The following is a 13,368-nucleotide window of genomic DNA, read 5'->3' on the forward strand; positions in this document are numbered from 1 at the left end:
TCCCGTCCTTCCCCCCACCCCTCGCAGGCTCGGGGCGGGACCCGGGACGGGCCGCCGCCCCCGCTCGCAGGTCCGCGGTGGGCCTCTGGACGGGGCCGGCCCGGGACGGGGCCGCGGCGGGGCCAGCGCCGGTCACCCACCGGGCCGCCGACGACCCCGTTCACCGATGACTCCGGCCGCGCGGCGCGGTCTACTCCTCGACGCCGGAGCGACGGCCCCAGCCAACCGAGAGGACGCCCCATGCCCAAGCAGATCCCGTGCCTGTGGTTCGACGGCGCGGCCGAGCAGGCCGCCGCCCACTACACCGCGATCTTCCCCAACTCCTCGATCGGCGAGGTCACCCGCTACGGCCCGGACATGCCCATGCCCGAGGGCACCGCGATGACCGTCGCCTTCACCCTCGACGGCCAGGAGTACGTCGGCCTCAACGGCGGCCCGCAGTTCTCGTTCACCGAGGCCATCTCCTTCCAGATCATGTGCGCCGACCAGGAGGAGGCCGACCACTACTGGAACCAGCTGACCGACGGCGGCGAGGAGAGCATGTGCGGCTGGCTCAAGGACCGCTTCGGTGTCTCCTGGCAGGTCGTGCCGACCGAGCTGACCAGCCTGCTGAACGACCCCGACCCCGGGCGCGCCCGGCGCGCCACCGAGGCGATGCTGCAGATGCGCCGGATTGACCTCGAGGAGATCAAGCGGGCGGCCGACGGGGTCAACGCCTGAAGCAGGACCCCGTCCTCCCCGCCCTTCGCACGCTCGGCAGGAGGACCCTCCTGCCCCGCCACTCGCAGGCTCGCGGCGGGACCCCGCGGAAGGGCCGCCGGGACGGGGCCGGGCGTCAGAACGGTGGCGATGTGCGCGAACGGCGCGGTCCCGGCCCGCGATGCGCCGCGAGCGCACATCGCCGGCGCCGCCCCGGCCACCGCACCGGCGCCGCCTCCCTGCCGCCGGCGAACGCACCCCGTGCCCGGCACCGACCGCCGCTAGGCTCCGACGGGTGCCGCCGTCTGCCCCCACCTCGTCCGCCGCGGACCAGCTGCCCGCCCGCGCGGCCGCCGTCTGGGCCGCCCTCGACCCGCTCGTCGCGGCGGGCCGCCCGCTGCGGGTGCTCGACGTCGGCGGCGGCAGCGGCAACTCCGCGGTCCGCCTGGCCCAGATGGGCCACGACGTCACCGTGGTCGACCCCAGCGCCGACGCCCTCGCCACGCTGAACCGGCGGGCCGACAACGCCGGGGTCGGGCCGCGGGTGCACGGCCTGCAGGGCGACGGCGACCAGCTGCACGAGGTCGTGCCCGCGGGGGAGGGTGGCGGCTACGACCTGGCGCTGTGCCACTCGGTGCTCGAGGTGGTCGACGACCCGGCCACCACCCTGCGCGAGCTCGCCCGCGCGCTGCGACCCGGCGGCACCGCCAGCGTCGCCTCGGCCAACCGGGCCGGCGCGGTGCTGGCCCGGGCCGTCGCCGGGCACCCCGTCGAGGCGCTGGCCCTGCTCGAGGACCGCGACCCCGCCCCGCGGCGCGCCAGCCGCCCCGCCCGCCGCCGCTTCACCCCGCAGGACCTGCTCGCCCTCGTCGAGGCGGCCGGGCTGCAGCCGGGCAGCTGGCGCGGCGTCTCGGTCGTCGCCGACCTGCTCGACGTGGCCTCCGGGGCCGACCCCGAGGCGGTCCGCCGGCTCGAGCTGGCGCTGGCGGGCAGCTCGCCGTACCGCGACGTCGCCGCCGGGCTGCACCTGCTCGCGACCCGCCCGTGAGCCTCCCCGTCGACGGCTTGCCCGCCGACCTGGCCCGGCCCGACTACGGCACGGCCACCCTCGCCGACGTCCTCCCGAGCGCCGCCACCGCGCTCGGCGTCCCCGTCGAGCGAGGCGACCTGCCGCCCGACCCGCTCGGCCTGACCGCCGCACTGGCCGGCGCCCGCCGGATCGCCGTCCTGCTGGTCGACGGGCTCGGCGCCGACCTGATCCGTGCGCACCCCGACCTCGCACCGACGCTGGCCGGGCTCGACACCCCAGCCGGCGACCTCTCCGCGCCCTGCCCGAGCACCACCCCGGTCAGCCTCACCACCCTGGGCACCGGCCTGCCGCCGGGCAGCCACGGCGTCCTCGGCTTCGTCACCATCGTCCCCGGGGAACGGAGCGCGACGGGGGAGGACCGCACCCTCAACCACGTCCAGTGGGCCGACGACCCCGACCCCGCCGTCTGGATGTCGCGGCGCAGCGTCTTCGAGCAGGCCGCCGACGCGGGGGTGGAGGTCGCCGCCGTGGCGCCCTACGCCTTCCGCGGATCGGGTCTGTCGAACGCCGCCTACCGCGGCGCCCGCTACACCGGCACGGTCGGCCCCGGCGACCTGGCCGCCGTCCTGCTGGAGTCGCTGGCCGCCGCGCCGCGCACCCTCGTCTACGGCTACACCGCCGAGCTCGACCTCACCGGGCACGTCCGCGGCGTCGACTCGGCCAGCTGGCGCGCCCAACTGGCCCTCGTCGACCGGCTGGTCGAGCAGGTCGTCGACGGGCTGCCCGACGACGCCGCGCTGCTGGTCACCGCCGACCACGGCATGCTCGACGTCCCGCCCGGCACCCGGCTCGACCTGGACGCGCACCCCGAGCTCACCGAGGACGTCCGGCTGCTGGCCGGCGAGCCGCGGGCCCGCTACCTGCACGCCGTCCCCGGTGCCGAGGCCGACCTGCTGGCGCGGTGGCGGGAGGTCCTCGGGGACCGCGCCTGGGTCGCCGGCCGCGACGAGGCGATCGCGAGCGGCGTCTTCGGCCCGGTGGACGACGACCTCGCCGGGCGGATCGGCGACGTCGTGGCGCTGGCCCGCGGCACCTGGGCGCTGACCGCCACCGAACGGGAGCCCGGTCCGAGCCGGCTGGTCGGGTACCACGGCTCACTCACCGCGACCGAGCTGGCCATCCCGATGCTCGCCGCGCGGGGCCGCGCCCTGGCCTGAGGGCAGCGCGCCCGCGGCCGTTGACGCTGCCTGCGGGGCGGGACCACAGTGCCCGGCGTCCCGAGACCGGCGCAGGACCTCCCCGATCCCCGCAGGGCGGAGCCCCCGATGACCGCCAGACGCCCACGCCCCGTCCCCGACCGAGGCGGTCTGCTCCTGCCGGTCCTCACGGCGCTGCTCGTGACGGCCGGCCTCGTGGCGCCGTCCGCCGCGACCGCCGCGGTGCGTCCGGCAGCCGACGCCCCCGCCCTGGTGGTGGACCTGCGGGCGGACCTCGAGCAGTACCTGCAGGAGCGGGGTGCCGCGGAGCACGTCTCGGCCGCCGCCGTGAGCGTCAGCCTCCGCGATCAGGCGGAGAGCATCGACGTCAGCGCCGGGACGACGGAGTTCGGCGGGTCGGTGCCCGTGCAGCCGGACGCCCTCTGGCAGATCGGCAGCAACACCAAGGCGTTCACCTCGGTGCTGCTGCTGCAGCTCGAGGCGGAGGGCCGCCTCTCGATCGACGATCCCGTCAGCCAGTGGCTGCCGCAGTACCCGCAGTGGCACGACATCCCCATCCGGCGGCTGCTGGACATGACCAGCGGCATCCCGACCTACGACGACCAGCCGGCCTTCCTCACCGCCCAGGCCGCCGACCCGCTGCGGGAGTTCACCCCGGAGGAGCTCGTCGGCTACGCGGTCGAGGCCCCGGCGACCTCCGGGTACAGCTACTCGAACACCAACTACGTGCTCGCCGAGCTGATCGTCGAGCGGGTGACCGGGACCAGCTATGCGAACCAGCTCTCCGCACGGCTCCTGGGACCGCTGGGCCTGCGGGACACGTTCTACCGCTCGCACCTCTACCCCCCGGGGATCACCGACCGCCTGCCGGCCGGCTACTACACCCGGACCGACGAGCCCGAGCTGTCCCCCCTGGTGGGACGGGACGTCAGCCGGACCTCGCTGTCCTGGGCGCGCGGCGCCGGCGGCATCCTGAGCACGACGGCCAACCTGACGTGGTGGGCGCGCGTGCTGTACGAGGGGTGGCTGCTACCGCCCCAGCAGCAGGCCGAGCTGCTGAGCCTGGTGTCGACGGCGACGGGGGAGCCCATCGAGGGGACCACGCCCGAGGACCCGAGGGGCTTCGGCCTGGGGGTCGCCCAGATGACCGACGCCCTGGGCACCTTCTGGTTCTACGAGGGCCAGACCCTCGGCTTCCGCCTCCTGCACGCGTACTTCCCGGAGTCCGGGCTGATCGTCGCCATAAGCCTCAACAGCAGAGCGGACGAGGACCGGATCGGGGCCCTGGCGACGGCCGTGTACGACACGCTGCGCGTGCACGGGCTGGTCGAGCCGGCTTCGGGCGGGGCCGCGGCCTGAGTTCGGGGGCCCGGACTCAGACGCCGGAGAGCAGCCGCACGTGCCAGGTGCGGCCGTGGGCCGGGTGCACCGCGCGGCAGGTCAGCGGCGCCGCCTCCTCCGACGGGTGGCTCTCGACCTCGGTCACGACGTCGCCGTCCGGCCCGGCGAGGGTGACCGTCCACCGCTCGACACTGGCCCCGGCCGGGGTCAGCCGGAGCACGTCGCGGGGGAGCAGGTCGTCGACCCCCAGCAGTGACAGTTCGGCGCGGGCGGTGTGCTGGGCGGCCTGCACCGGCGCGGGCACCCCGGACCGGCCGCGCAGCCAGGGCAGGGCGACCCGGCCGCCGGAGTGCGCCTCGACCAGCCCCGCGCCGTTCCCGGGCACCTGCCCGTAGTAGAAGCCGTGCGGGAGCACCAGCACGTTGCTGGCGAACCGGCAGCCGCCCAGGTGGCTGCACTCCCAGACATCGTCGGAGGGCATCGTCCGGGCCAGCGGCCGCCCGCGCAGCGCGCAGCACGCGTCGTGTCCGCCGTGTGCGCACACCAGGTAGAGCGGCCGGTCGGCGCGCTCGCCGACGGAGCCGTCCCAGGGGGCGTCGACCAGTTCGGTGTCGCTGTCGCGCACCGACCACCACACGCCCTCGGCGCCGGGCCGGCCGTCGACGTAGGCCCATCGGCGCTGCGAGTGGGCCAGCCGGTCGCCGGGACGGCGGACCAGCAGCACCCGCACGCCCTCGATGCGCGCCCGGTGGGCGAGCCGGGGCGCGACGGCGGGGTCGAAGCGGGACTGGGTGAGCGCGTCGACGCCCCACGGGCCCGGCTGCTCGATGAGCAGCCAGCGCTGCGCCGGTGAGGCGGTGGCGACACCGGAGTCGCCGCGGACCAGGGCCTGCACCGAGCAGCGGTCCTCGTCGAGCCGGCCCGCCGGGAGCCCGGGTGCCGCGGCGACCCGGCAGAAGTCGGCGGGTGCGCTCACGGTCCCGCCTCGCCGGCGCTCGGTGGGGCCGTGCGCGGCGATGCCGGGCACACGGGCGATCTCGCGAGCCCGGTCACGCGGCGAGACCCGGCCGGCTCACGATCCGTTCCCGGGCGCGCGCTCACGCCCCCCATGGTGCTCCGCGGTCGCCCCGGGGACGGTGGCGATGGACTCGGTCACCAGCCGGCGGGCCAGGGTGAGCTGGTCGGCGGCGTCGAGCCCCGGCAGGTCGGCGACCTTCAGCTCGCCTGCGGCCAGCAGCCCGGCCACCGCCGGCCGGGTCTCCGCGGGCAGCTCCAGCGAGCGCCGTCCGGCGATCAACGTCACCCGCCCGTCGGCGGCCTCGCGCAGCCGGCAGCGCAGCCGGCGGCGCAGCGTCAGCACGGTGTCGGGGGAGAGGGCGGCGGCCGCGGTCGCCTGGGCCAGCGGGGCCACCGGCTCCGGGCGGACCTGCGCCCAGGTCCGGGACCGCAGCCGGTCGGCGACCTCGGCGGGGTCGACGCGGTCCAGCCAGCCCTTCAGCGCGGACACGACCGTCGCGACGTCGTCGGCCACCGCGGCCGGGTCGGCGAGGTCCACACCCAGCGGCAGCGAGCGGCGCAGCTCGGCGTCCTCGGCGGCCAGCACGCGGACCAGGTCGAGGGCGGACTCCGCGGCCGCCCAGCGGGTGACCGAGTGGATCCCCACGGTCAGGTGCGCGCTGATCGCGCCCAGCGCGGTCGCCGAGTGCAGGTAGCCGCGGGGCAGGTAGAGGGCGTCACCGGGGCGCAGCACCGCGTCGATCACCGGCTCGCGCTCGGCGGCGGCGGCCACCGCGGCGGCCCGGTCGTTCCACGGCTGGGTGCGCAGCGGGTCGGTCAGCACCGGCTCGTGGATGCGCCAGTGCTTCTCGCCGGCCACCTGCAGCACGAACACGTCGTGGACGTCGTAGTGGGGGGAGAACCCGCGCGAGGACGGCGGGGTGACGTAGGCGTTGACCTGCGTCGGGTGACCGAGGTCGGCGGCCAGCTGGTCGGCGAACTCGATCAGCGGCGGCCAGAGCCGGTGCAGCCCCTGCAGGACGACGGTGCTGCCGTCGGCGAACAGCCGCAGCACCGCGTCGGAGGAGACCTGGTCGGCCACCTCGGCGCCGGCGCCCCCCGAGGTCGTGAAGCGCTTGGGGTCGACGACCGCGCCGTCCTTGGCGATCCGCAGGAACGGGGTGCGCAGCCCGCGGCGGGACAGCAGCTCGTCGACCGCGGCGAGGTCGAGCAGGTCGTCGAAGGAGCCGCCGGTTTCCTCGGCGCGGGTCAGCAGCGGCCGGCGGGCCCAGTACTCCTCGGCGAAGACCCGCGGGTCGACAGCGGTGCACCGACGCAGGGCCGGCCGGGTGTCCGGCCGGCCCTGCGCGGCGTGGTCCTCGGTCAGGCGGAACCGTCCGCTCCGCCGTCCGCACCACCATCGGCTCCGCCGTCCGCACCGCCGTCGGCACCGCCGTCGGCACCGCCGTCGGCACCGCCATCGGCTCCGCCGTCCGCACCGCCATCGGCACCGCCGTCGGCTCCGCCGTCCGACCCGCCACCGGCGGCGCCGCCGTCGGCCGGGCCGTGGCCGGCGCCGCTGTCGGCGCCGCCGTCCGCGCCACCGTCGGAACCGCCACCGGCGGCGCCGCCGTCGGCCGGGCCGTGGCCCTCGGTGCTGGTCATGTCGTCGTCGTCGAGAGCCATGGGTCTCCCATCACGTCGGGTGCGGGCCGCCGGCCGGCGACCCTGCGGGGGTGCTGTACCTCCCTCATCCTGCTCTCACACCACCGCCTCGACCAGCGGTGACGGGTGGTGGACAACGTCTCGGTCACGGCGCCGCGTCGAGGTGCCACCCGGGTGCCGCGGGCGTTAGCGTCCCCTCGTCGCTCGAACACGCGTTCGAGCACGGGGAGGGATCGGGTGTCGTCGGGGTCGTCGTCCCGTGCCGCGGGCTGCACCGTGCTGCACGTCGACATGGACGCGTTCTTCGCCAGCGTCGAGGTGCGCCGCCGGCCGGAGCTGGCCGGGACGCCGGTGATCGTCGGCGGGGCGGGCAACCGCGGGGTGGTCACCTCGGCGACGTACGAGGCGCGCCGCTACGGGGTGCACGCAGCGATGCCGACCTCCCGCGCGCTGCGGCTGTGCCCGACGGCGACGGTGCTACCCGGGGACATGGCGCTCTACGTCGAGGTGTCCCGCGCGGTCATGGCGTTGTTCCGCTCGATCACCCCGCTGGTCGAGCCGCTGAGCCTGGACGAGGCCTTCCTGGACGTGTCCGGCGCCGGACGGCGGCTGGGCGACGCCGCCGAGATCGGCGAGTACCTGCGCGCCCGCGTCTTCGACGAGCAGGGCATCACCTGCTCGATCGGCGTGGCCGGCACCAAGTTCGTCGCCAAGCTCGCCTCCACCGCGGCCAAGCCCGACGGGCTGCTGGTCGTCCGGCCGGCGGAGGTCATGGAGTTCCTGCACCCGCTGCCGGTCGGCGCGCTGTGGGGGGTGGGTGCCAAGACCGAGGAGGTGCTGCTGCGGCTGGGGCTGCGCACCGTCGGCGACCTCGCGCACGTGCCGGTGCGCACGCTGCAGCGGGCGGTGGGCCCCGCGGCCGGCGCGCACCTGCACGAGCTGTCCTGGGGGCGCGACTCCCGCCGGGTGGTGCCCGACGAGCCGGAGAAGTCGACCGGGCACGAGGAGACCTTCGGCACCGACGTCGACGACCCGGCGGTGATCCACCGGGAGCTGCTGCGGCTGTCCGAGCGGACGGCGGGCCGGCTGCGCTCGGGCGGCTGGCTGGCCCGCACGGTGACGATCAAGGTCCGCTTCGCCGATTTCGCCACGATCACCCGCAGTCGCACCCTCGACGTCCCCACCGATGTCGGGCAGGAGCTGTACGACACCGCCCGCGCCCTCTTCGACGCCCTCGGGCTGGACCGTGCCCGCATCCGGCTGGTCGGCGTGCGCGCCGAGCGCCTGGTGCCGGCCGGCGAGACGCCGCGCCAGCTGGAGCTCGGCGCCCGGGAGCGCGGCCGCCGCGAGGCCGAGCTGGCCGCCGACCGCGCCGCCCGCCGGTTCGGCGCCGGCGCCGTCCGCCCGGCGACGCTGCTGCACCGCGACGGACAGCGCACCCGGTGAACCGCGGCCGTCGGCAGCCTGGCGGCGCCGGGTGGGGGACGCACTCGGCGAGGTCGCACCCGACCGGGTGGCGGGAACTCCGGCCGCACCCCGTTCGTCTCCCCGCCGAGGCCTTGGGCCACCCACCGGGGTGATCACGGCGAGCCCGGCGCGGCTCGCCTTTCGCACCCTGCGGAGGGCTCGTATCCTCGGTGTCACCGACGGCGGGCACCGCCGTCGGGTTTTGGCTTTGGCCCACGTGGAGGTCGACGTGCCGCTCTCCGAGCACGAGCAGCGTCTGCTGGAGCAGATCGAGCGCGCCCTCGTCGATGACGATCCGAAGTTCGCCTCGTCGGTCCGCTCCGGTGACCGCCGCGGCAAGGCGCGTCGCAAACTGCAGCTGGGCGTCCTGCTGTTCGTGGTGGGCATGGCAGCGCTCATCGGCGGCGCGGTGATCCCGTCGGTGCCCCTGGGTGCCCTCGGCTTCCTGGTCGCATTCGGCGGGCTCGCCCTCACCGTCCTGAACTACCGCTCGGCCACCGGGGTGGTCGAGGCCGCCCCCGGTGCCCCGTCCGGCGGGGCGGCCCCCGGCCGGAGCGGTCGCGGGCGCGGCGGCGGCAAGGCCCGCCGGCAGCCGCTGAAGAACCGGCTCGAGGAGCGCTTCCGCCGCCGCTACGACCAGTAGCCCGCAAGCTCCGCACGACAGCCGCCGTCCCGCCCGGACGGCGGCTGTCGTCGTTCCCGGCCCCGAACACCCCGCAGGAGGCACCGTGACCGACTCCGACACGACCGCCGTCTGGGACGACCTGGCCGCTGCCGGCGGCCTGTGGGCCTGGGGCGACGAGGACGGCGTGGCCCCGTGGACGGACGGCGACGGACACGACGTCGTCCCGCTGTGGACGACGGCGGACCGGGCCGAGGTGGAGTCGCTGTCCGACGCCGAGCCCGGTGAGGGGCCGGTGTTCCTCGACGTCGAGGCACTGCTCGACGCCATCCCGGAGTGGGCGGCCGCCGGGGTCGGCGCGGCCGGGCTGCAGTCCGAGGGCGGCCGGTTCACCCTCACCGTGCCGCTGGTCGAGTTGACCGAGCGGCTGCTGCGCCTCCAGGTCGACCGCCCGGCCTGAGGGAGGTCCCGACCTCCTCCCCGTGGGAGGACCCCGTCCTCCCCACCCCTCGCCCGCTCGGGGCGGGACCCCGGACGGGGCCGACGGCGAGCCTCTGGACGGGGCCGGGACGGGGTCCTGCTTCAGCCGCGCAGCGCCGTCCGGCGGCCCCACCGCGGCCGGGCCAGGGCCGCGCTCAGCCCCGCCAGCAACGACGGCGGCCAGAGCAGCGCGCGCAGCCGGGCGCCCCGCGGGGCCGCGGCGAGCAGTCCGCGGCGGGCGGTGGCGAGGTCGGCGCGCAGCTCCGGGCCGACGGCGGGGACGCTGCCGGGGCGGGCGTAGCTGGCCGCCTCCTCGGCCCGGGCCAGCCGTGCGACCGCCGCGGCCACCCGGGACCCCGCGTCCGGACGCCGGCCGTGCCGGTGCGCGCCGCCGCCGGGCTCGGCCGCCCCGGCCAGTGCCTCCGCCACCTGCCGCGGGGTCCGGGCCGGGTCGGCGCTCCGGCCGAGGTCCGACGCCGTGGCGGCGAGTTCGTCCCACAGCGCCGCCGGGCTGCCGGTGGCCAGCCGCCGGCGGCGCTGCAGCACCCGCAGCCCGGCCGGCGCCGCGGCCAGCGCGACCACGGCGAGGACGACGCCCGCGGTGCGCAGGGCGGTCGGCACCCACGAGTCGGCCTGCTGCGGCACGGCCTGGGGCAGCGGCGCGTCCTGGGGCGCCGGCTGGTCCCGCGGCGCCGGGGCCGTCGGCGCGGGCAGGGGAGCGGTGGTCGGGTCGGTGCGCGGGTCCACCTCCAGGTCCTGAGGGCGGGGGGCCCACGGCAGCTCGACGGCGCGGTCGGTGTCGATCGGGGTCGGGTCGTAGGGGACCCAGCCCAGGTCGTCGAAGTAGACCTCGACCCAGGAGTGCGCGTCGTCGCTGGTGATCAGCCGGCTGCCGTCGGGCTGCACGGTCCCGGGGGTGTAGCCGAGGACCACCCGCGCCGGGACGCCGGCCGCCCGGACCAGCGCCGCCATCGCCCCCGCGTACTGCTCGCAGTAGCCCTGTCGCAGCCGGAGGAAGTCCGCCAGGTCGTCCCCGCTGGTGCCCGGCGCGGTGGACAGCGAGTACTCGTAGCCGTTGGCCGGGTCGGTGAAGTGCCCGTAGACGGCCTGCACCCGCTCGTAGGGGGTCTCCGCCGCGGCGGTCAGCGAGGCGATCAGCTCGTCGACGCTCGGGTCGAGGTCGGGCAGGGCGGTGTAGCGCTGCACGAGGGGCAGCTCCGGCGGCAGCGACCCGGCCGCGTCCAGATCCTCGGCGGTGGGACGCGGTTCGACCGCCGCGACCGACCAGGTCTGCCCGGCCGTGGACACGTCGCGGCCGAACACCGTGCCGGTGCCCGGGTCGAAGCGCCAGCGGTCGGGTTCGGCCACGTTGACCGACTGCGGCGCGTACAGCACCGGGAGGAAGCGGTCCTCGTGCCCGAGGGCGGTCAGCAGCGCGTCGACCGGGCGGCCCCCGCGCCGCCCGGGGAGGGTGGCCAGGTCCGTCTCGTCCGCGACACCGGTCTCCCCGTCGAGGTTCCCGAGCGTCCAGCCCTCCGCGGCGTCGTAGACCTCCAGCGCGACGACCCGCAGGTACCCGGGGTCGGGGACCGAGGCGTTGAGCCGCAGCAGGTCGACCGGCTCGTCGAGGGTCAGCTGGCCCTGCAGCGCCGCGGCCGGATCCAGGGCGGTCCCGGTCGAGCCACCGCCCCCGCCGCGGCCGAAGCCGCCGGAGAAGGTGCCCTCGGCCCACGTGGGGACGACGGCGCCGACCACCAGCCCGAGCACCACGGCCGCCACCCCCGTCCGGACAGCGGTCAGCGTCCCGGCGCCCAGCAGCGGACGCCGTCCCTCCGGCGAGCGCCGGCCCAGCCGCCGGTGCTGGTCGGCGAAGAGCAGCAGTGCCAACCCAGCGGCCGGCGCGGCCACCGGCAGCACGCCGATCGACCCGGTCACCGTGCTCACCGGCACGCAGAACAGGACCAGCAGCCCCAGCCCGGCCAGCGCCGGCTGCCGCGCGCCGACGGCCACGAGGTCCACGGCGACGGCGACCAGTCCGGCCAGCAGCGTGGTCAGCGTGACCAGCCCGGTCAGGGGCAGCGCGGGCGTGCTCTGCTCGGCCAGCTCCACCGTGCCGTCGGCCATCACCTCGCCGAGGTCCCCGAGGCTGGCTCTGGTGGGCAGCCAGCCGCCCCATGCCGAGGCCGGGGCGAACAGCGCGGTCAGCACGCAGGCCAGCACGACCAGCTGGCCGAGCGGCACGGCGAGGGCCACCAGTGCGGTCCACCAGCCGGGGGCCGTGCCGTCCGGGGCCAGCCGGTCGGCCAGCGCGGCACCGGCCACGCGCAGCAGCAGGCCCCCCGCGGCGACGGCGACGACGGCCGCGAGCACGGGCGGTCGCCAGTCGCCGTCGGTGAAGACCGGCACCAGCGCCAGGGTGCTCAGGGCGGTGGCGAGCGCCGCGGCCAGGGTCGTCCCGGCGTCGTGCAGCAGGGCACGCGCGGTGTCGCCGGTCACCGGACGCCGGCCTGCAGGACGCCGGGCCGCGCCAGCTGGGCCCACACGTCGGCCACCGTGTCGCCGGCTCCCGCGACGGCCACCTGCCAGCCGCCGGCGCGCAGCAGATCCGCCGCCGCCTCCTGCTGCCGGGTCAGCTCCGCGCGGGCCGCCGCGCCGACCGGCCGCCGGCGGCGGGCGCCCTCGGCCTCGGCCCAGCTGCCGATGTCGGCCAGCACGGCGAGGTCGGCGGCCGGCCCCGAGCGCACCCGCACGAGCTCGGTGGCCTCGTCCGGACCGATCGCCCCGAGCAGCGCGACCACCGGCCCCTCGCCGGCCGCGCGGGCCAGCAGCTCCACGCCGGGGCCCAGGCCCGCCAGCCGGGACGGCGCCACCCCGGCGAGCCGGTCGAGCAGCTCCTCCAGGCCGAGCCCCGCGCCGGAGTGGGCGCCGGTCAGCTCGGCGCCCTCGGTGACGACCCGCAGCGTGGCGCCGCGCGCGATCAGCTCGGTGCCGATGCTGGCCGCCGCCTCCACCAGCCACTCGAAGCTGTCCGGCGGGGGCGTGTCGGGGCCGGTGGGGGTGGACCGGCGGTCGCCCGACAGCGGCCGGGCGATCAGGTGAGCCCGGGTCCGGGTGTCGAGCAGCAGGGTCGCCTGGGCGCGCCACGGCCGCTCCTCCAGCCGCACCATGAGCTCCCCGGTGCGCGCGGTCGCCCGCCAGTGCACCTTCCGCAGGTCGTCGCCCTGCCGGTAGGGCCGGGTGCTGACGTCGTCCTCCCCGTGGACGGCGAGCGAGCGGCGCGCGCCCGAGCCGCCGGCGCCGTGCCCGCCACCCGGGCCTCCCGAGCCCAGCGGCACCACCCGCGGCACCACGACCAGGGCGGCGGTGTCGGCGCCGACGACGCTGCGCAGCACCAACCCGAACGGGTCCACCAGCCGCAGCTTCAGGGGCCCGAGCCGGTAGCGGCCGCGTCGTCCGCCGTGCACGCGGTAGTGCAGCACCGCCGACCGGCCGCCGGGCAGCCGGTCGACGACGAACTCCGGCGTCGGCCCCAGCTCGCGCGGCAGCGTCTCGGCGAGCAGCCAGAGCCCGCCCGTGCCGCGCCCGGCGTTGCTCAGCTCCAGCTGCACCTCGGCGTCCCGCCCGCGCGGCACCCGGACGGGGGTGACCGTGCGTCGGGAGGCGACCCGGAAGCGGTGCCGGGCGACGGCGACGGCCGACAGCAGCGGCAGCGCCAGCACGAAGACCGCCGCCTGTACCAGCGGTGTCTCGCCGAGCAGCACACCGAGCAGCAGCAGGGTGAGCCCGGCGGCGACCAGGCAGCGGCCGCGCAGCGTCAGGCTCGCCAGCGCGGTGGCGACCGGGCCGGCCAC

12 protein-coding genes are annotated in these 13,368 nt (G+C 77.3%); 7 read left to right on the forward strand and 5 right to left on the reverse strand.

The genetic code is table 11. The annotated features are described in order from the left end of the window. Positions 1–240 precede the first annotated feature (240 nt). The 4 genes from ACWIX3_RS13910 (at position 241) to ACWIX3_RS13925 (ending at position 4,305) form a co-directional block, all read left to right on the forward strand. Positions 241–720: a VOC family protein gene (locus ACWIX3_RS13910; protein ID WP_448607943.1), complete on the forward strand. Its 480-nt coding sequence runs from the start codon at positions 241–243 to the stop codon at positions 718–720. Between the two features lie 274 nt (positions 721–994). Further along, positions 995–1,747, forward strand: a complete 753-nt coding sequence (locus ACWIX3_RS13915) for a class I SAM-dependent methyltransferase (protein ID WP_448607944.1) — start codon at positions 995–997, stop codon at positions 1,745–1,747. Continuing rightward, a complete protein-coding gene (locus tag ACWIX3_RS13920) occupies positions 1,744–2,946 on the forward strand; it encodes an alkaline phosphatase family protein (RefSeq protein ID WP_448607945.1) in 1,203 nt (400 codons plus the stop codon). The genes ACWIX3_RS13915 and ACWIX3_RS13920 overlap by 4 nt, the downstream gene beginning before the upstream one ends. Before the next feature lie 108 nt (positions 2,947–3,054). Then, entirely contained in the window at positions 3,055–4,305 is a 1,251-nt protein-coding gene (locus ACWIX3_RS13925; protein ID WP_448607946.1) for a serine hydrolase domain-containing protein, read from the forward strand. A 16-nt stretch (positions 4,306–4,321) separates the two neighbouring features. Here the strand turns inward: ACWIX3_RS13925 and ACWIX3_RS13930 are convergent, their stop codons facing one another. The 3 genes from ACWIX3_RS13930 to ACWIX3_RS13940 all read right to left on the reverse strand — a co-directional run bounded on the left by ACWIX3_RS13930 (position 4,322) and on the right by ACWIX3_RS13940 (position 6,969). After that, on the reverse strand, positions 4,322–5,263 hold the full coding sequence (locus tag ACWIX3_RS13930) for a sucrase ferredoxin (protein WP_448607947.1): 942 nt from the start codon (positions 5,261–5,263) through the stop codon (positions 4,322–4,324). Positions 5,264–5,359: 96 nt separating this feature from the next. After that, positions 5,360–6,385, reverse strand: coding sequence for a cupin domain-containing protein (locus ACWIX3_RS13935; RefSeq protein WP_448607948.1), 1,026 nt, complete (start codon positions 6,383–6,385; stop codon positions 5,360–5,362). A 281-nt stretch (positions 6,386–6,666) separates the two neighbouring features. Then, a complete protein-coding gene (locus ACWIX3_RS13940; RefSeq protein ID WP_448607949.1) occupies positions 6,667–6,969 on the reverse strand; it encodes a BatC protein in 303 nt (100 codons plus the stop codon). A 216-nt stretch (positions 6,970–7,185) separates the two neighbouring features. On the opposite strand from ACWIX3_RS13940, the gene dinB reads away from it, so the two are divergent. The 3 genes from dinB to ACWIX3_RS13955 all read left to right on the forward strand — a co-directional run bounded on the left by dinB (position 7,186) and on the right by ACWIX3_RS13955 (position 9,497). After that, positions 7,186–8,394 carry a DNA polymerase IV gene (dinB, locus tag ACWIX3_RS13945; RefSeq protein WP_448607950.1) on the forward strand — a complete coding sequence of 403 codons (1,209 nt, stop codon included), beginning with the start codon at positions 7,186–7,188 and terminating at the stop codon, positions 8,392–8,394. 250 nt (positions 8,395–8,644) lie between these two features. Beyond that, on the forward strand, positions 8,645–9,058 hold the full coding sequence (locus ACWIX3_RS13950; RefSeq protein ID WP_448607951.1) for a DUF3040 domain-containing protein: 414 nt from the start codon (positions 8,645–8,647) through the stop codon (positions 9,056–9,058). 85 nt (positions 9,059–9,143) lie between these two features. Beyond that, positions 9,144–9,497, forward strand: coding sequence for a hypothetical protein (locus tag ACWIX3_RS13955; protein ID WP_448607952.1), 354 nt, complete (start codon positions 9,144–9,146; stop codon positions 9,495–9,497). 122 nt (positions 9,498–9,619) lie between these two features. Here the strand turns inward: ACWIX3_RS13955 and ACWIX3_RS13960 are convergent, their stop codons facing one another. Together ACWIX3_RS13960 and ACWIX3_RS13965 are read right to left on the reverse strand one after the other, a co-directional pair. After that, positions 9,620–12,013 (reverse strand): transglutaminase-like domain-containing protein, encoded by a 2,394-nt coding sequence (locus ACWIX3_RS13960; RefSeq protein WP_448607953.1) that lies wholly within the window; start codon positions 12,011–12,013, stop codon positions 9,620–9,622. Continuing rightward, a complete protein-coding gene (locus ACWIX3_RS13965) occupies positions 12,010–13,368 on the reverse strand; it encodes a DUF58 domain-containing protein (protein ID WP_448607954.1) in 1,359 nt (452 codons plus the stop codon). Before ACWIX3_RS13965 ends, ACWIX3_RS13960 begins: the two co-directional genes overlap by 4 nt.

It is taken from the genome of Geodermatophilus sp. URMC 60 (genome assembly GCF_053502585.1).

Coding starts and splice junctions, on each gene's coding strand:
- ACWIX3_RS13940 (WP_448607949.1), bottom strand. CDS start 6,969: ATGGCTCTCGACGACGACGACATGACCAGCACCGAGGGCCACGGCCCG.
- ACWIX3_RS13910 (WP_448607943.1), top strand. CDS start 241: ATGCCCAAGCAGATCCCGTGCCTGTGGTTCGACGGCGCGGCCGAGCAG.
- ACWIX3_RS13925 (WP_448607946.1), top strand. CDS start 3,055: ATGACCGCCAGACGCCCACGCCCCGTCCCCGACCGAGGCGGTCTGCTC.